We start from the raw sequence: 19,136 nt of genomic DNA, 5'->3' as shown, positions 1-19,136 counted from the left end.
ACCTTATCCTGTAGCTAATGTTGCTTGTTCTTTTACTGCAAAATTTTCTAATAATTCTACCGCTTTATCATTCCCACCGGCAGCGGTAAAGGTGTTTAACACTTCTTTGGCCGCATTTCTGTATTTAGGATTTTCCAATAATTCAAAGACGGTTTCACGTAATGCTTCTACACGTAATCGTTTGTATCGGATACTGATACCACAACCTGCTTGTTCAATTAATTTTGCAATATGAAAATGATCATATGCAATCGGAGTAATTAACATCGGCAATCCATTACGGAAGGTATCATTAACCGTATTGAAACCACCATGACAGATGACCATATCCATATGGGGCATCAATTCGGATTGGGGCACAAAGCTGCTTACGATAAAATTGGAAGGCCATTCTTCAAAAATTTCGGGTGGAGTAGCTGCTACAATCGTGACAGGTTGATCAGCAAAGGCTGCAATGATTTTTTCAAAGAAAGCTTTTCGAATATCGACCAACAGCGTACCTAATGATACAAATATTTTTGGTGTGGTAGACGCATTTAACTTTTCCCAATCAAAAGGTGCATCGTTTGGACGTCCTTTTACTGGACCTACAAATTTCATATGTGATGGAACGGTATCAAAACCGGCAAAAGCCTGTGATGTAAACACCATATTTAATTTGTGCGAATGAATAAAAATTCCTTCATCGTAAATCCCCACTTCTTTTTGGAGACCCTTAATCAGATTTTGCTGCCATTCGAATATTTTAGGGGCGCTTTTTTCAGTATCACCCATTACATCCGGAGGGACAGGAGTGGTCGTCACGCAAGGAATATTGTGTTTATGCGCAAAGAGTGCTCCCCCAAAAGTAATACAGTCATTGACAATGACATCAGGTTGCCAGTTTTGTGTAAGACGTGTTAATCCTGGCATCATCATTTTGGCAAATGGAACATACGTTTCTTCTAATGCTAGTTTCATGACTTCAGGACCTGAACAGGCTGGTCCGTCGTCCTGTCTTTTTAGAATACGCTTTATTTCATCCTGATAAGGAATAAGATCTTCTTCTGGATAATAATAAGATCCTCCTTCTGGAATATGTTTGCTGTCCACTGGGGTAATTCCAAACCATTTGACTTCATGGCCACGGGCAATAAGACTTGCTCCTACGCTCAATGTCGGGCTAATGTGCCCAAAAAACGGTGGGATAACAAATAAAAATTTTGATTTTACCATGGGTTTAGCTGTAATGGTCGTGATTGTTTGTTCTAATATGTCTGCCGCTGTGGAAGTGCCACCAGCATCAATAAATGATTGACCAATGGATTGAGCAGCTTTACGATAACTTGAATTATCCAAAATGGTGTAAACGGCATCTTTTAAGTGATGCGATTTAAATCTGTTAAAATTTAAGCGTTCACCAGCACCTGTACGTACGACACGACCTGCTACATGCGATTGATCATATGCAATCGGGATAACAACTAGTGGTAAGCCATGAATTAATGTTTCGGAAACAGTATTGTGACCACCATGACAAACAACAGCATTTAAATGCGGTAATAGCTCCAATTGTGGTACTTGCTCACAGACCATGAAGTTAGCGGGCCATTGGTCAAAAAGCTTTGGATCTGATACAACCACTGCCGTAATTTCTTCGCCTTGGAATGCATCAATTACTTTTTGAAAAAATGCTTTTTTATGGTCATGATCGAAAGTTGTACCAATACTGACCAAGATTTTTCTATTGGTATCCTGATGAAAGGTATCCCAATCAAATTTACTTGATGTTCGACGTGTTGTTAAAACAGGTCCCGTAAATTGATAATTTTCGGTCAGTTCCATTTCCCCAAAGAAATCTTTGGAGGTCAAAACAAGTGTCAATAAATCAGAGCAAGCCAATGACTGCTCATCAAGAATTCCTAATTCTTGCTGTAGTGCCACGATTTGATTGACTTCCCATTCATGAACTTTTGGCAGTTCGTTCATGATTTTAATTGCCGCCGGAGCAGTAACAGTGGTACAATATGGGATTCCAAGTTTTTTTGCCGCAATCGGACCTGCAAATAATTGCTGATCGGAAATGATCAAGTCTGGTTGGAATGCTTTTAACAAGGTAATGATACCGTTATAGCAGTGTCTATTTAGGGGGATGAGAACGTCTTCGTATAAAAACTTGATACTATCGATACCATAAACGACCTTTTGGGAAATGATATCCAAGTATTGTTCACTTGCTTGTTTTTCCTCATCCGTTTGGTCATATTGAATGAGTAGTAGTTGTCCGCCTTCTGGAAGTTTTGAAATCAGATTTTTATCGAGGCTGATCCATGCAACTTTATGCCCTCTATTCAGTAATTCGGCACCGATGCTTAAGGTTGGATTGACATGGCCTGTCAAAGGTGGAACAATGAATACATATTTAGCCATAATTTTTGATAAAGATGTTGGTGAAAAAATGAACGATAGTTTCTGCTATACGAGTTGGTTCTTGTATAGGAATGTTATGATCGCCCGGTATTAACTCAAGTGAAGCGTTATTGATCTGTTCTTTCAGCCATTCGCCAGTAGGTCTGCAATTTGAATCTGCTCCATATAGCAAGAGCGATGGCATAGACAATTGGGCATGACGAATGTCTTCTAGAAAATGCTTCTCCTTGACCATATCTGCTTTGATACTGGTTTGTTGAAACAAAAATTCATATTGACGGTGGTTTTTTTCCATCTGTCTCTTACCCATTTTGACTTTGGTCGTATCGGTAAAATTAGCGACATAATGTTCCAAAAATTCTTTACTGTACTCCTCAATGATATCACGTGCTTTCTCATCTTGCGGATCTGGAGCTTCCATGATAACAAGTTTCTGTATACGAGTGGGGCTTATTACAGCTGTTTTTAACGCAATAAGACCTCCAAAGCTATAGCCAACTAGGAATACTTGCTCTAACTGCAGATGGTCCATCAGGTCTAACAGGTCTGTAGCCATATGATCCAGATCATACCCGGTCAAAACACGCTCGCTCATGCCATGACTTTTCAAGTCATACATCACCACGTGAAAGTGCTGCGCCAAGATTGGCGCAATATTGAAATAGTAAACAGAAAGGTTGCTAAACATGCCGTGGATCAATACCACGGTATGTTTAGCACCTTTGTTTAGCTCTTGTATATGAACTTTTTTGTTGTTTATGTCAATTATTGGCATTCGTAGATATAATTGATAATCATGCGGAGGTCAAGGTTGATCAATTGATCTAGATCCATAGAAGATAACCATCCCGTAAAATCGATTTGATCGCCAAAATGTGTTTTGATTTTCTCTGAAAACGAGACAATCTCGATACTGTCCATTTCCAGATCTTTTGTAAAAGAGCTTTCAGGAGTGATGTCCATTTCTTCTACAAATTCTTCACCTATTACTTCTGTAATAAAACCTTTTAAAAGTGTGAATAACTCTTCATGGGTCATTTTTAATGTTGGGTTTACAGTGTCCATCCGATAATATAATTATTGTGTTTTATAGTTTTAATTTCAATATTGTTGATCCAAAGGTGATCGTCAAGTATTTTTTCGACAGCATATGCTTTGGGATTTCCTTGTAGTCCTTTGCCGATGAATTTTCCATAGGCTTCTTTGGCAACCCAAAAGCGGGTCGTCCACTCTGCTTGATCTCTATCTTTTAATAATTGGAGCTCAGCATCGGTAAATACCAGTGGATAGAATCCAGCGCTACGTTCTTCCATGATCTCCATGTCAATACCTACGGGTCTATCATATCGCGCAATCGCAACAGCATCTTTTCCTTTGTGGGCTAATGATACATGGATGTTTTCCGTCCCATCACCAATAAGGTATGGTTTACCCGCGTCATCTTTTCTTATTTCAAAAGTAATAGGGTAGCGGGCATCTCCTTTTTGTTCCAGTAAAAGGTGGCGTACAGCATCTTTTACTGCTACCCGACTAACCATCCAAGTTTTTCGTTTATTGGGCATCAACTGAGCATGGTGTTGCTTTTCTGTTTGGTTGAAGTAACGCTTAAGTACAAAATCCCAAGAAGCAACTCGAGAGTAAGCATGGTGGAAATAGAATACTTCAGGAGTTATTTGCTCGGATAAACGGTTATGCGATGGGGACATGGAAACGTTCCAAAGCGCGTCATCAATTTCCAGTCTTCGGTTTTGCCATCCACTGATAGCACACCACACCTTTCCATCTCTCTTGAGTATGATTTCTCCTATTGCAAATTCTGCATTTAACTCCGTCAGCATGCAGGTACATTCAAACATGCCTTCTTGGTCAAGCATTTCTTCGAAGAACTCAATTTCCCTGATTTTAACAGGAAAAGCGATCCGATCCTGTGTTAAGGTTAGCTGTAACCATAAACCAAATAACTGGCCTGCATTGTCCAATAATGATCCTTTACCACCATTGCCTTTTATCATTCCGATGATACCTTTGGTTCCAACAGCTACAATTTCTGTGATACCTTGATAAGCGTGTCCATGAAACATATGATTTTCATAGATTTCTTCAGGCGTCCTATGGATCGGTAACAAATCGCCAATAGATAAATTGAATGTAGGTACTGCTGTTTCAGAAGTTTTTAAATACACTTCGGCATTCGCAAAATTTTCAATATCTAGATAAGCATGTTGTTGTGCTCGCCATTCACCTTTTATGGTTTTCTCAAATGTTTTCGCCACATTCATCCATTGGAATACATTCACATGCTTAATTTTATGAACTTGTGTTCCCGGTATTTCAGCCTGTGCCGTTTCCGCTAGTAGCTCAAAGATCATCGTCATAGGAATGACCGGTTCCATATCTGAAACAGGTGTCCAACCAGCGGGTTGTCTAAGTAAACTGTGATCGATTAAATACGGATCGCTGTCTAAACTGACTTCTAAAAGTTTAGTGAAACTGATGCTTGTTGGTTCATGAACGACACTTATGTTTGAAGGTGAGTGTTGTAGGCTAGTATATGCAGGTAGTGGAGCTGTCGTACGGTTTAATAAATGGTGTTCAGAACGCTGTTGAAAAAGAGCCAATACTTCTTCTTGCATACTGATCATATCGGCCATATTCTCCTGAAAAGCTTGTGCGAGCGGATGACTAACTTTGCTAGTTGTAGCACGTAGTGGTGTTGCTGTTCCAAATGATTTGGATAAGGACTTTATTTCGTTAAAGTTCCGAATGATCGGTAAACCCAGTTGAAGTTTTATACTGTTTGCTGTTGACTTTGTAGTGGTGGTTGCATGTAGATCTAGAAAATCTAGTGCTACGGTCTTTCCTTCAACAAAAAGAGCACTGATGACGCGCTGTAACTGGGCCAATGCTGAACGAGTAGGACCGCTTGACGTAATTGTACTGAAAGGTTTACCTTTCAATGTGTCATCAATAAAACCGATTAACCCACCAGCACCGACCTGAATAAAGAAGCGCGCGCCTTCTTCATAGAGTTTTTCAGTCAGTTCCCGAAAACGAACCGGCTGTACAAGATGCTCGGCACTTAATTGTTTAATGGCTTCTTGGTCTTTAGGGTAGGGAGCTAAGGTCGTTGCAGACCATAATGGGATTTTTGTCTCTTGGAAACGAACCTGATCCATACCAGCTAAAATCACATCAAGCTTATCGGCGACAAATGGTGTATGAAATCCTGACTGGAAGGGTAATATCTGATGAAATATTTGGTTCGATTTTAATATAGGAACCAATGTGTCAAGTGCAGTGTTGCTACCGCAAAGAATGACTTGGTGTGGACAGTTATCGTTCGAAATATAGAGCTGAGGTATCTGCTCAATTATGGGTGATATCAGTTCAATACCTGTACCGATCGCAATAAATTTTGAATCTTTTAATTCAAAAGTTGAGGGTTGGAGTACATTGATCAAAGCTGTTACAGAGCTAGCTTCTGCCAATTCGGATGAATAACCCGCAAGCCATTCGCCCAAACTATGTCCAGCATTCATATCAGGGTAGACACCTAGTTTTTTCAAAGCGCTATCCAGTATGCTGCACTTATTAAAAATGGCTAAAGCATCTGTTAATAATCCCTCGCCTTCTGTGTCAATGGGTGCTGTCAATCCAAAATAACGACTCACACTATCTACTTCACCTTTTGCCAGCCCATCTAAACCTGGGAATACAAAGGCAATTTTTCCCTCATTTTTAAGTAAAGGTGTTGCGGTATACCAAATATCCTGTTTGCTGCGCCACGGGTTGCCTTTAGATACAATCTTCACAGCTTTTTGTATTCGTTCTGGGGTGGGGTCGAAAATAGCAATCCGATGGTCACCTTCACCGACTGTATGCTCGTTGTTTTGTAAAGCCATAAGAAGTTCTTCGTGGCTATTTCGAGCAAGAAGCAAAACTGGATCTTTTTTTGGCATATCATAGCCTTCAAGCACGACATGCGCGTTGATGCCACCAAATCCAAAAGCATTGACAGCAGCTATTTTAGGTAAACCAGTCTTGGACCAGTTTTTAGCATCCTGTACAGGAGCAAATCTGGTGAGTTGCATGTCGGCGCTTGGATCCTCGCAGTACAGTGTTGGAGGTAAAATATCATGATGAAGCGCTAAACAGGTTTTTATTAATCCTGCTATACCTGCAGCAGGCATGGCGTGACCTATGTTTGATTTGACAGAACCGATACCAGCGATTTGTGCATCTTCATCCTTTCCAAAAAATTGTGCTAAAGTCTGTAGCTCGGTCTTATCCCCAAGAGGAGTTCCGGTGCCATGTGCTTCTAAATATCCGATTTGTTTTTCATCGAGATTGGCTTTGCTCCAAGCTTGCTGAAGGGCTTTTAACTGGCCTTTGACAGATGGGCTCATGACGCTTGTGCCACTACCATCACTACTCACGCCTACACCTTTGATGACAGCATATATTTTATCTTGATCCTGAATCGCATCTTCTAATCGTTTTAAAACGACAAAACCACAACCTTCACCGATCAATAATCCGTCGGCATCACTACTGAAAGGTTTGATCTTTTCTTGACGAGATAAAGCGCCGAGTTGAGTGAAAATACTCCAAAAGGCAGCATTCTGTCCTGTATGTACTCCCCCGGCGACAACCATATTGCATCGTCCTCGGTGGAGTTCTTGTACCGCATGGTCAACAGCAATCAGTGCGCTGGCACAAGCAGCATCTACTGTAAAGGCAACACCACCTAAATTGAAACGGTTGGCAACCAGAGAAGCGACCAGATTGGGGATTAATCCCATTGCTGTATCGGCACTAAAGCGTCCTTTGCGCTCCTGAAAAGCTTGTTTTACTTTTTCTAAGTCTGCTGAAGATAAATCGGGTAATAGCTCTTGTAGTAAAGAAGAAATCTGTTCACCAGTACGTACGATTTCGATAGCACGAGTTGCACCTGGGCCAGCGTAGTTTCCTTTACCGATGATGATACCGGTTTTCTCTAACGATACCTGCTTGCGGAATACACCTGCATCTTCCAACGCTTTTTTTACAAGGTCGAGCGTCAATAGGTGGTCCGGCTCAGTACCTTCAACCGCCAACGGTAAAATACCGAAGGCAGTTGGGTCAAAACTATAGTCGGGTATAAAACCACCTCGCTTACAATAAAAGCGATCTATTGCATTGCTGTTTTTACTAAAATGAACGGGGTCGATCCGGTCTTCTGGAGCTTCTTGCGTAGCATCAACTTTATTGATAATATTTTGCCAAAAAGTTTGTGCATCCTTTGCACCGGGGAAGACACAAGATAGTCCAACGATCGCAACATCTGTATTTGTCATAATTATTCTTTACCGATGTTACCAATTGTTTCCCGACATAATCAACACCTGATTTTCCGTTCCGTAATTTATTTCATTAAGGAAAACTTCTTTTCCTTCTTCCAAAGGAATTAATGAAATACCGCGACGTTCATATTCTGTTTCTAAAGATTGAGAAACCATACCAGCACCTTTCCATGGACCCCAGTTGATTGAAATCACTTTACCAGCGATGCGCTGGTTTAATGCTTGTGCATAATCATCCATAACGCTATTGGCCGCGGCATAATCGGTCTGGCCTTTGTTGCCGTAAACGGAAGCAATACTGGAAAATAGTACGACAAACTGACAATCAGTACGTAACTGTTCTGCAAGTATACGTAATGGTTTTACTTTTGTGTCGAAGACACGGCTGAAAGAGCTTGCTGTCTTCTGTCTGAAAAGTTTATCTTCTAATAAACCGGCACCATGAATGACACCGTCTATTTTGCCATATTCCGTATAGATGTTATTTAACAAGCTGCTTAATCCAAGTTCGTCGCAAAGATCAAGTGATTGATAAACTACTGTACTTCCAAGACGCTCCATATGACGGACAGTACGTAGGATCTGATTGTTTTTGAAAATTCGAACAGTTTCCTTTTCGATTTGTGCAGGCGAAGTAAATCTTGCTGTTTGAATCAGATAGCTTCTAATTTCTTCTTTGGTCGTCATATCATCCATTTCTTTCAGTTCAGCTGATTCGATTCGTGGATCGGCTGAACGGCCGATCAGAATATAAGTACAAGGGTGTGCTTCGGCCATGTGTTTCACAAGTTCGGAAGTGATGCCCTGTCCACCACCAAGTACTAATACGACAGATTTTGAATCCAGCTGGATCTGTGCTTTGTCGAGACTGTTCGGAAATGGTGAAGGTGTCAAATCCATCCGGTGGCGCTGTTCATTCTTATAGATGACTTCTGCTTGCTTTTCTGTTGTTAGGATTTCTTTTATCGCTATATCTGCAATCTTTTGCGTCTCTAGCGGCGTACTTAAATTAATCAATCGACAAGTCGTGTGATCAAATTCTCGCGCTAAGCTTTTGAATAAACCGGCGTAACCCTGATAATGTCTCAATACATTGACATCTTTTACTTCACCAAGATGTGATGAAGTATCTGAAATTAAATATACCCACTTCGCTTTATCAAAATCAAGTTTTTGAATTAACGATATATAATCAATGATGGTATGCTTGACCTTGGAAGTGAAAAGGTGTAACATGATGAGTCCATCAAATGCACCTAATTCGGCATTGATATCGACCAATTCTACATGAGCACCATATTTCTCCAGATTACTTTTTATTGCTGTTACCTGAGCACTATTATCTTGTGTAATGGCAAAGCGTTTTCCTTTTATAAGATCCATGTTTTGTGTTAGTGGCAGGTCTGCAGGAGCTAAGCCAAGGCTTAGACGTGACAGGCTGCGAGGTACAGGCTCACCTTGACTGATATCTTTAATCCAAGTCGCTAATCCATTAAGCGTTTTGATAGCTGCCAGTTTTTCCATCAAGTCGTCCGCTTGATCCATATCGTCGCCAAAGTCAATTCTGGTTTTCAGATCGCTGATGATCTCCATACGTTTAATAGAATCAATACTTAAGTCAGCTTCCAGATCCAAGTCAAGTCCGAGCATCTCTTTTGGATATCCCGTCTTTTCACTTACAATATCCAATATTGCTGTTTGGAGTTGTTGAAGGCTTAGCTGACCCTGATTTTGAGTTTTTAAATCTTTGGTCTCCGTAGGTGCAGTTTCGATTTCTGGTACGGCAGTTGCACCTGCGTACTCTTTTAGCCAAGAGACTAAACCGCTTAGGGTTTTGATCGCAGCTAACTGTTCCATGATGGTATCTTCGTTGCTATGATCAGCAGCAAATAGATTAAGTTCGGTACGAAGTGTTCCGATGATCTCAACTCTTTTGATCGAGTCGATACTTAGATCTGCCTCAAGGTCCATTTCCATACCAAGCATCTCTTGTGGATAACCTGTTTTTTCACTGACAACCTGTAATAATATGGCTTTAATATCTGTCAATGGAGCCACTTTTACTTGACTTGCCGCCGGTAATTGCTCTATGATCGGTGCCGGAGCAAGTGTTGCTGGACTGTCAGTGATCATGTTAGATACAACAGGAGTCTGAACTGGCATCGGATTTATACCAGGATTTTGCCCTAAAAAGGTAAGCATCACATCGCGTTGTGCCTGTATGAGTATTTTCATACTATTCAGATATTCTTGCAACATACGTTCGTTAGCAAGTTGACCATCAGAAGAAGATGCCGGTTGATTGGCAAAGTTATTCATTTGCAAAGGAGTTAATATTGGTAATGCACCATTGGTAGGTAATGTACCCATAGTGGGTAGGGCAGATTGTCCATTTACACGCCAAATAGCAGGATTCTTTTTATAAATTTCGGGTTGATCGATTTGGATAAAAGTAGTATCACGACCTGCAAAAAGTTGACTTATGTTGAAGTCGCGACCAGTGCCTAAATATTGCGCTAGCATACCTAATAGATGGGTCAATTTATCACTGCTGCTGTCTTCGACATGGAGGGCAACTTCGTCTTTATCCAAACATGATTTGGTTAGACCTGTCAACACTTTCCCGGGACCAACTTCAATGAATATACGTGCGCCATCAGCATACATCGCTTGAATTTCTTCAACAAATCGAACAGGTTCTACTAAATGATCTGTTAATCTGGTTTTTATCGCTGTACTATTTGTTGGATATACCGTAGCAGAAGTATTGGACCAAACAGGGATTTCCATATCCTGAAAATCAACATCTTTTAGTACGGTATGATAGAGTTCTTTTGATTTCGCAACAAGTGGACTGTGAAAAGCACAGGCTACTTCTAATTTTTTTGCAGAAATTCGCTCCTGTTTTAATAGTTCCATTAGTTTGTTGATACCAAGGGAGCTTCCTGCTACTACACATTGCGATGGCGCATTGAAGTTAACAAGATGGCAATTTTCTGCCTGATCAACAATAGATTTTAAACGGTCTATCCCTGCGTTTACAGCTAACATCGCACCTGGATCACCATCTTCTACTGCATCTAAGATAGACTGCGCTCGTTTAGAACTTAATTCAACTAATTTTTCTTCATCAAATACACCAGCAAAGCATAAAGCTGGTAGTTCACCGTAGCTGTGGCCTGCAAGCATATCAGGTACGATACCTAATGACTTTAGGAATTTTGCAATGGCAAGATCTATAATACCTAAAAGGGGTTGTGCTAAACGAGTATCTTTAATGGTTTCCTTCTGCTGTTTTAATGCCTTGTCATCAAAAGTAGCTGGCGGGAATACAGCTTGTTCTAATTCCGGATGATCGGCCAATAATTTCCGCATTTCAGGAAATATCACAAATAAATCACGCGCCATGTTGATGCGTTGACTACCTTGTCCAGGGAATAAGAAGGCAACTTTACCCGGTTTTTGTTTGACGATGTACGTGTCTTTACTTTCAATTCCCGAAAGGACCAATTCGATTTTCATCATCAAATCCTCTGCTGTGTCCGCAACAATGCTTAATTGAATTGGATCAGCTGAGCCGATAGCTAAACTATAAGCAATATTTTTTAATGGAATTTCATCGTTCGTATCTAATACAGATTTGATCTGCTTCAATTGATTTTTTGCTTCTTCATAGGTTTTACCTCGGAAGATAAAAAGCTCTGATGGCCAAGCCTGCAAAGTCGCCGTTTTAGCTGCTACAGAATGGTTCGCGATGACAGTGTGAAAATTTGTACCACCGAAACCAAATGCGCTAATACCCGCATAGCGATTCTTTTCATTCCATAAGCCACTTTCTGCATAAAAAGCAAATGGGCTTGTTTGTGCATTATAATAAGCATTTGGTTGCTTCAGGTGTAGGGTAGGAGGTTTTACTCCGTGATATACGGCCAAAGAAGCTTTGATCAATCCTGCCAAACCAGCCGCACATTTGGTATGTCCAATCTGTGTTTTTACAGATCCCAAATGGGTCTGACCTGGTAATGCACCCGATTTGCTGAAAAGATTGGTTAATGCACTTAATTCAGTTTTATCACCAACTACAGTTCCTGTACCATGCGCTTCTACTAAGCCAACACGAGCAGGACTAATACCTGCTTGTGAGTAAGCCCGCTCTAATGCACGTACTTGTCCAATTTTTCGTGGAGCAGTAAGACCTAATGCTTTACCGTCACTTGATCCACCCACCCCTTTAATCACAGAATAGATGCGGTCACCATCCCGTACAGCATCTTCATAACGTTTCAAAACCATGATCGCAACACCCTCACCCAATGCAATACCATCGGCATCACTATCAAATGTTGCACATCGGCCCTTACGTGAAAGTGCGTGCGTACTTGAAAACATCAGGTAATCGTTGATCCCATTATGTAAGTCGGCACCACCGGCTAATACGACGTCTGACTTCTCTAAGATGAGGTCTTGACAAGCTAATTCAACTGCAGCCAGGGAGGATGCACATGCAGCATCAACCGTGAAATTGCGACCACCAAGATCAAGGCGATTTGTAATTCGACCGGCTATCACATTGGCTAAGATACCAGGGAAAGAATCTTCCGTTGTATGTGGAAAAGCTGTTTTTACTTCCTCATGTAATTCTCCAAAAACTTGTTTATAGTATCCTCTAAAGCTATAGCTATTGGCTAGATCATTTCCGCCTTCAGCACCAATGATAACCGAAATATTTTCGCGGTCAATGCTCTTATCTGCATATCCAGCATTATCCATAGCACGTTTAGCAACTAACAATGTTAATAGCTGAGTAGGTTCAATAGCAGCAAGAGATTGTGGTGGAATTCCAAATGCTAAAGGATCGAAATCAATTTTAGGAATGAAACCACCCCATTTCGAATGGGAAACATCTGGCCCCTCTACATCGGGATGATAATAGAGTTCTTTATTCCAGCGCTCATCTGGTACTTCAGTAACACTGTCTTTTCCTAAAATGATATTACGCCAAAATTCTTCGAGGTTTTTTGCTCCAGGGAATATACATTCCATACCAATAATAGCAACATCCAAAGGTTTTTCCAGTGATGCAGGTTCTTCAGGTAAGATGGCTTGTTGAATATGAACAAAATTATCTGTACTCACATTTTCATGAAGTTCGGAAAGTGTAAGCGCTTGGTTCTGCATGGTCGCAACTTGCCCAATCATATACATACCCAAGTCTAATTGATCATCTTTCGCTATATTGACGAGCTTGTCCCCCTGACGTTCTATGCCCTTAGCAGCAATTCTTAAACGACCTACGTTTAATTTTTCAAGATGCTCCCACATCTGTTTTTTATCCACTCCTGCAGCAAGTAATTTTGCTTTTTCGATGTTGAAATGAGAGGCAAATGCTGTATTAAGACAGCGTGTTTCATGTCCTGGTGCCGTTTCTAATAAAACAGTATCTTGTGCATGAAGTGCTTGGTTCTGAAATTCCTGTTGAATAGCTCCCGTGCTTACTGCTTCTTGAGTATAGAGATAAGCTGTACCCATGAGTACACCTATTTTTACACCTCTGGCAGCTAGTGGAGCCGCCATGATCGATACAAAAGCAGTTGAAAGAGCGTCATGTATGCCACCTGCAAAAAACACACTGATGTTTTCGGGATGATCTTCCTTTAAAAGACGTTCAATCTGTTTTTCCCAAAGCACCATACTAGAAAGGGGGCCTACGTGTCCACCACACTCCCGACCCTCAAAGATGAAGTTTTTAGCCCCTTCCTTTAAGAAAATATCTAAAAGTGCAGGTGAAGGAACGTGAAGGAAGGTTTTTATACCCGCTTTTTCAAATACTTTAGCCTGAGCAGGTCTTCCTCCAGCAATTAATACCACCGGAGGTTTTGCGTCTAATATATAGGCAGCTTGTTCATCTCTTAAATCTTGAGGAGCGAAACCTAAAATACCAACTCCCCAAGTATTTTCACCAGCGAGCGCTTTAGTTTCCATGATTAAGGCTTTTGCTTGTTCCCCTTTTAGTAGGGATAATGCTACAAAAGATAAGGCTCCTGCTTCGGAAACAGCACTGGCAAATGCAGGAACATCACTGACACGTGTCATTGGTCCTTGTGCGATAGGATATCGTAAACCAAGTTCTTTGGCCATCATATTATCTTTGTTGATGACATTTAATGTCTTCGCTTGTTTCAAATGCCCATACATAGCCTCCCTGAATCCAAAGATCATTTTCTTTAAAGTTTTGAAATCGTCATATAGATCTATGGCCAGTGAAATATCTTGTCCCATTGGTATATAGCTCTGGGTAGGATCAAGGTCTTTGAAATATTTCTTTAGATTTTCTGCATTAATTTCCTCTGGTAAAGCAGGGGAGTTGGGTCTGACCAACACCCTATGGTTTGCAATAATCTTAGTTTCTGTGCCATTTAGTTTTGAACAAAGTTCTTTTAAGCTTTTTGGTATACCGCTTTCAGGAAATAGTGCCAACTGGCTATCCAATACAATACCAGCAGAACCTAAGGCCATTGCAGCTGCTGCAGTATGAATTCCGATACCGCCCTGGATCCATATTGGTAGAGTTTTAATTTCTTTGATTATACGCTGAAATAAAACGAAAGTTGATTCATAGCCAACTAAACCTGCTGCTTCGTTGCCTTTTACGATGATACCTGCCGCACCTAATTGTTTGGCAGATTTTGCCTCTTCTAAGCTTCTTACCTGGTAAAAAACGGATAGATCTGAAGCTGGTTTAGTCACGGTCACAGATGGAAGAATAATATATTGTACTTTTCCAGGAATCTGAAGTGATGTAAAACTTTGGTCGGGAAAGTAAATACCACAAGCAGGTATATCTAGCTGATCAAGTCGTTGCAACGCCTCTTGAGCTGTTGTTAAATGATGTCCTAAGCTTAAGAATGGAATTGCACCTGCCTGATGTAATTTGTACATAAGGTTGATGTCAGGCTTTTCAAAAGGGGTTAATCCAAATATGGTTAAATTTCTCATTACTTTGATGATGTTGAAATGGTAGCAGGTGATTCCATAACAAAACGCCAAAACCTTTTCGGCGGAATAGGTTGCTATAGCTGATTAAAAGTAATTATTTTTTGTTACATTTTTAATAATAAGGCTAATTTGATAATGATTTTTTAACAAAAAAGTATTAATTACTTGATTATGATTAACTAAAAATATATAATTTGATTACAATTATTCTTTATTAGCTAAATAATACTTTTTAATCCATGTAAAAAATTTTATTCATACTATTTTAGTAGTATTGGCGTGATATTAAATTTAAAAGTAGAATTTTATCCTACTTTTAAATTTTTAAAGTGAAATAATTTTCAGTAAAAAGTGTTTTTTTAAGGAATATTTACGCGAGCAATGCACCATCTTTCAGGTAGGATTAATGGCTAGTAACGGAGGTATGCTATTATTTGAGTCTTTTTATTTAATGATTTGGTCGTATTAAGGTGTTGATGAAAATGTTTTTGCTCATATTTTTATTTGTGGGCTTTTGAAATTATGGCTTTACTTCAATCGGATCAATATTCCTTTCCGTTTTATAATATTCTTGTAATCCCACTGTATTTTTATTGATTTCTCTAACCAGCGTTTTAAATCGTTTTTATCGATTTGAGAAATGGAATTATAGTAAATCGATGCGTCTTTGAATTTAGATCCTATAATCTTTAATTTTTCTTCTTCAAAATCGGAACCACTCCAAAACATCAGTCTTATTCCAGCTTTTTGTCTGCTGTATCCTACAATGGGATTTTTTTCTATAAACCATACGGGATGTGCATGCCATATTTTATTTTCAGCATCTGGTAAATGCTGGGAAATTTCCTCAGCTAGCATATCACATATGGCTTGGTCTTCTTGATTCAGTTGATTATTGTACATTCTAATATCGGGATCCATATTTTATGTGTTTGATAATTCTTGGTCTTTCGGACTGAATTTACAATAATTTTCACTGGTTTCCACTTTGCAAATGACAAGAAAATAGTATTTGGTTATTTATGATCCAATTGTTCTTAATGCTTTTTTGATGATATATTTTGTTTCTTTTGTACCACTTTCTTTTTCCCAGCGCTCACAAATTGAGCGCACGAAATCTGCTTTTGTCTTACTGGCATCGTTGAGCCAGTTGCCAACACTGTCCTGTACATAACGATCTGGATCGGATCGAAGTGGTTCCAAAATTTCTAATGCTAGCTCAGGTTTGTTTTTGAGTAGATCAATATGCTGACACCATACACCGCGTGGTCTTGTAGCCTCGCTGCTAAATCTTCTTACATTTTTGTTTTCATGCGAAGTCCAGTTGGAAAGGATGCTGATGCTGGAAAATAAATTATCTTTAATTTTATGTCTTACCGCCATCCAGCTGATCTCTCTCACTCCGAAATGTGTGTCTGCAGCAAATGGCTTAATTTGCTCTAGTGTCTGCTCAATGCTCAATTCATGATTTCTGCCAATTGTGTATGTTGCCCAACAGCGAGCCATATCGGCCTGATGTTGGGATAATATTTTTAGAAATTGCTGATCTCCATTTTTGAATGATTGCTCAAAGAGCGCTGTTCCGATAGTTTCATTGATCGTATTGACTGTTTGTTTTTTTAGCTGATCAATAGCTACTAAAACTGGTTTTAGATACGCTATGCGTTTATGTTGCTTTAATATATGCGTCAGTAAAGATCGTTGATCAATTGCTAACCACTCAACCAGATTTGCTGTTTCGACTTCTCCACAATTTAATTGCTTTAAAATAGCTGGAGATAGATCTTTAGTTGATCTTGCTCCTTTTCTTTTTACTTCGATCATAATTGGTCGATAAGGTCTTGAATATTTACTCTGTTCATATAATTGCTATCAACAAATTGGTAGGTTATGTTATAATTTGTATCAATGAGGTATACAGCTGGTATTGGTAATTCGTTATGATCATTTTTATTATATTTTGACAGTTTAATCCCTAACTTTTCATAGGTGGTGAGGGCGTAATTTGGTAGCTCAAATGAAATGCCGAGTTGTTTGGCTAGTGTATTATCCTGATCCGTCAAAATATCATAACGGAGCATGTGTTTCACTTCTAATTCTTTGTTATAACTTTCCGATTGTGGAGCTATAGCGACTAACGAAATGTTTTTTTCTTTAAAAAATTCCATGTGGTCCTGTAATGCCTTTAGTTCTACATTGCAATAGGGACACCAGCTACCACGAAAAAAAGTTACAATTACTTTGCCTTTTTTTAGTAATTCACTTAAGTAGATGATTTGATTACGGGTATTCTTTAGGCTGAAATTGGGGAATTTATCACCGATCTGTGTGCTATTTTCTTCAATTTTACTACTCTTTAATTCTTGAATAGATTGACTAAAAACTTCGATAATGTCAGCCGGCAACTGCACGGCTAAGTTTTTATTAATTTCATCTATTTTCTTTGCTAAGTTTGTCATGCGATATGATTTGTTTTTGCAAATATTTAAAAGTAAATTCATAATGACAATACCGCATATTATTATCCCTATGGGATAAAAAAGTCAATTTTATGAAATCAAAGGTGCAAGCTATATCTGAAAAAATATGTCCATTGGAATTTGCGGTGAATACGATAAGTGGTAAATGGAAAATTCCGATTATCTGGCGGATCAATGAAGGTGAAAAGCGTCCTAGTGAAATGTTGAGGGGAATAGTTAAGGTGGATCGCCGCGTGTTAAATCAACAATTAAAGGAGCTTGAAGAAGATGGTATTTTAAGTAAAAAAAGCTTTAATGAGTTACCTCCTCGTGTTGAATATACGCTTACACCTCTCGGTGAAAAACTGGTGGAGGTACTATGGAAATTAAATGCTTGGGGAGAATTACTGTTGCAGGAAAAATCGGGTTTTAAGTGATGGGTTCACTAGTAATGAACAGATGAAGCATCGCGTCACGATATGGAGGAACAATTTTAACCATGATCGAAGCCATTTCCCTGTAGGGAAATGGAAAGCTTACTTTGTCAATTCTTTTCGTGGTAGTGCAAAATCACTGTCCTGGTTTGGAATAACAGCTACTTCTCTTTCCGGAAATTGGATCTTCATCCAATTCTGGAGCTTGATAAATTCTTCTTCACTTAGTTTTTTATCTGCTATATAAATTAAAGAAATGGTATTGATAGCGCTATCCGCAGTGATTATTTTATTCTGTACACCTATGCTGTAGCTCGTTATCTGCGGAAATAAGATTTTGATATTCTGTTGTAAATTTGGTGTATTGATCTGGTATTTGTTCAATTCGGCATTTAATTGTTTTATTCTAATATCTTTTTCAGAAAGATTTTGTTCTTTTTTGTTGATTTCATTTAAAATATCTGCTTTAAGATCATTGTTGTCTTGACGGATGACTAGTTCTGTATTTTTAATTCCATAATCTTCCATTTCTCTTTTTATTCTGTCTACCTCTTCTTTACTGAATTTTTTGATTAGGAATGCTAATTCTAATTTTTTAGGATTGGAATTATAGTTCGTTCTTTCAAAAACGACTGTATATCCTTTGTCTGTAAAGGTTGTCTGAATAAATTTGTTAACTTTTTGTGCGTATTGTTTTTGTTCTAACAATGTATATGCGAAATATACACTGGGAATAATAAGTACGAGAATAATAAGTGAAATGACACGCGTTATTTTCTTTTCACGGTTTGCATCTACAAAGTTAACCTTTGGATAGTTGAGGTATTTGACAATGATAAAAGTAGAAAGGCAGATGAAAAAGCAATTGATCATATAGAGATATAATGCTCCCGCGAAATAAGAAAGATTGCCAATTGCTAGTCCATAGCCTGCAGTACATAAAGGAGGCATTAATGCTGTTGCTATAGCAACTCCAGGAATTGGATTTCCTTTGTCGACACGGGTGATGGCAATAACACCAACAAGTCCACCGAAGAAGGCAATAAGTACATCGTATATATTAGGTGAGGTGCGTGCCAAGAGTTCGGATTGTGCATCTTTGAAAGGACTTAGAGTGAAATATAAGAAAGAAACCAATAAACTTACAAAGGTTGCAATAAGAAGATTTTTTAATGATTTTTTTAACAGCGGAAAGTCGTAAACTCCTAATGCGAATCCGGCTCCTACTATTGGACTCATTAAAGGTGAAATAAGCATAGCTCCTATAATGACTGCTGTAGAGTTTACGTTCAAACCTACCGAGGCAATGACTATGGCGCAAGCTAGTATCCAAAGATTAGCTCCTCGAAATGAAATATTATTTACGACATTTTCTAAGACATTTTCCTTTTTGTCTTCGCCAGTATGTAAATTGAAAAATCGTATGAATTTGGAGTTTGCCATAATTTCTCTATTATAACTCAATAACAGTATTTGTTAAAAATCGTTTGATAAAT

10 protein-coding genes are annotated in these 19,136 nt (G+C 39.1%); 1 reads left to right on the top strand and 9 read right to left on the bottom strand.

Annotated features, from left to right (window positions below; translation table 11 throughout):
- Positions 1–3 precede the first annotated feature (3 nt).
- The 8 genes from FHR29_RS26690 to FHR29_RS20885 form a co-directional block, all read right to left on the bottom strand.
- Positions 4–2,409, bottom strand: a complete 2,406-nt coding sequence (locus FHR29_RS26690; protein ID WP_183917060.1) for a glycosyltransferase — start codon at positions 2,407–2,409, stop codon at positions 4–6.
- On the bottom strand, positions 2,402–3,184 hold the full coding sequence (locus FHR29_RS20915; protein ID WP_183917058.1) for an alpha/beta fold hydrolase: 783 nt from the start codon (positions 3,182–3,184) through the stop codon (positions 2,402–2,404). The genes FHR29_RS26690 and FHR29_RS20915 overlap by 8 nt, the downstream gene beginning before the upstream one ends.
- Complete coding sequence (locus FHR29_RS20910; protein WP_183917055.1) at positions 3,175–3,474, bottom strand: acyl carrier protein; 300 nt, start codon at positions 3,472–3,474, stop codon at positions 3,175–3,177. The genes FHR29_RS20915 and FHR29_RS20910 overlap by 10 nt, the downstream gene beginning before the upstream one ends.
- Positions 3,462–7,745 (bottom strand): type I polyketide synthase, encoded by a 4,284-nt coding sequence (locus FHR29_RS20905; protein ID WP_183917053.1) that lies wholly within the window; start codon positions 7,743–7,745, stop codon positions 3,462–3,464. Before FHR29_RS20905 ends, FHR29_RS20910 begins: the two co-directional genes overlap by 13 nt.
- Before the next feature lie 18 nt (positions 7,746–7,763).
- On the bottom strand, positions 7,764–14,747 hold the full coding sequence (locus FHR29_RS20900) for a type I polyketide synthase (protein WP_183917051.1): 6,984 nt from the start codon (positions 14,745–14,747) through the stop codon (positions 7,764–7,766).
- A 528-nt stretch (positions 14,748–15,275) separates the two neighbouring features.
- Positions 15,276–15,668, bottom strand: a complete 393-nt coding sequence (locus tag FHR29_RS20895; RefSeq protein WP_021187878.1) for a DUF1801 domain-containing protein — start codon at positions 15,666–15,668, stop codon at positions 15,276–15,278.
- A gap of 99 nt (positions 15,669–15,767) precedes the next feature.
- Entirely contained in the window at positions 15,768–16,571 is an 804-nt protein-coding gene (locus tag FHR29_RS20890) for a DNA alkylation repair protein (protein ID WP_183917049.1), read from the bottom strand.
- Positions 16,568–17,206 (bottom strand): peroxiredoxin-like family protein, encoded by a 639-nt coding sequence (locus FHR29_RS20885; protein WP_183917048.1) that lies wholly within the window; start codon positions 17,204–17,206, stop codon positions 16,568–16,570. The genes FHR29_RS20890 and FHR29_RS20885 overlap by 4 nt, the downstream gene beginning before the upstream one ends.
- A 92-nt stretch (positions 17,207–17,298) precedes the next feature.
- Between FHR29_RS20885 and FHR29_RS20880 the strand changes: the two genes are divergently transcribed.
- Positions 17,299–17,643 carry a helix-turn-helix domain-containing protein gene (locus FHR29_RS20880; protein ID WP_183917047.1) on the top strand — a complete coding sequence of 115 codons (345 nt, stop codon included), beginning with the start codon at positions 17,299–17,301 and terminating at the stop codon, positions 17,641–17,643.
- Between the two features lie 99 nt (positions 17,644–17,742).
- On the opposite strand, the gene FHR29_RS20875 is transcribed toward FHR29_RS20880, so the two are convergent.
- A complete protein-coding gene (locus FHR29_RS20875) occupies positions 17,743–19,083 on the bottom strand; it encodes a DUF389 domain-containing protein (RefSeq protein WP_183917045.1) in 1,341 nt (446 codons plus the stop codon).
- Between the last annotated feature and the right edge of the window lie 53 nt (positions 19,084–19,136).

This window comes from Sphingobacterium sp. JUb56 (genome assembly GCF_014191365.1).
In the GTDB taxonomy this organism is placed as follows: domain Bacteria; phylum Bacteroidota; class Bacteroidia; order Sphingobacteriales; family Sphingobacteriaceae; genus Sphingobacterium; species Sphingobacterium anhuiense.
This window is presented reverse-complemented; position numbering and strand designations above follow the sequence as displayed.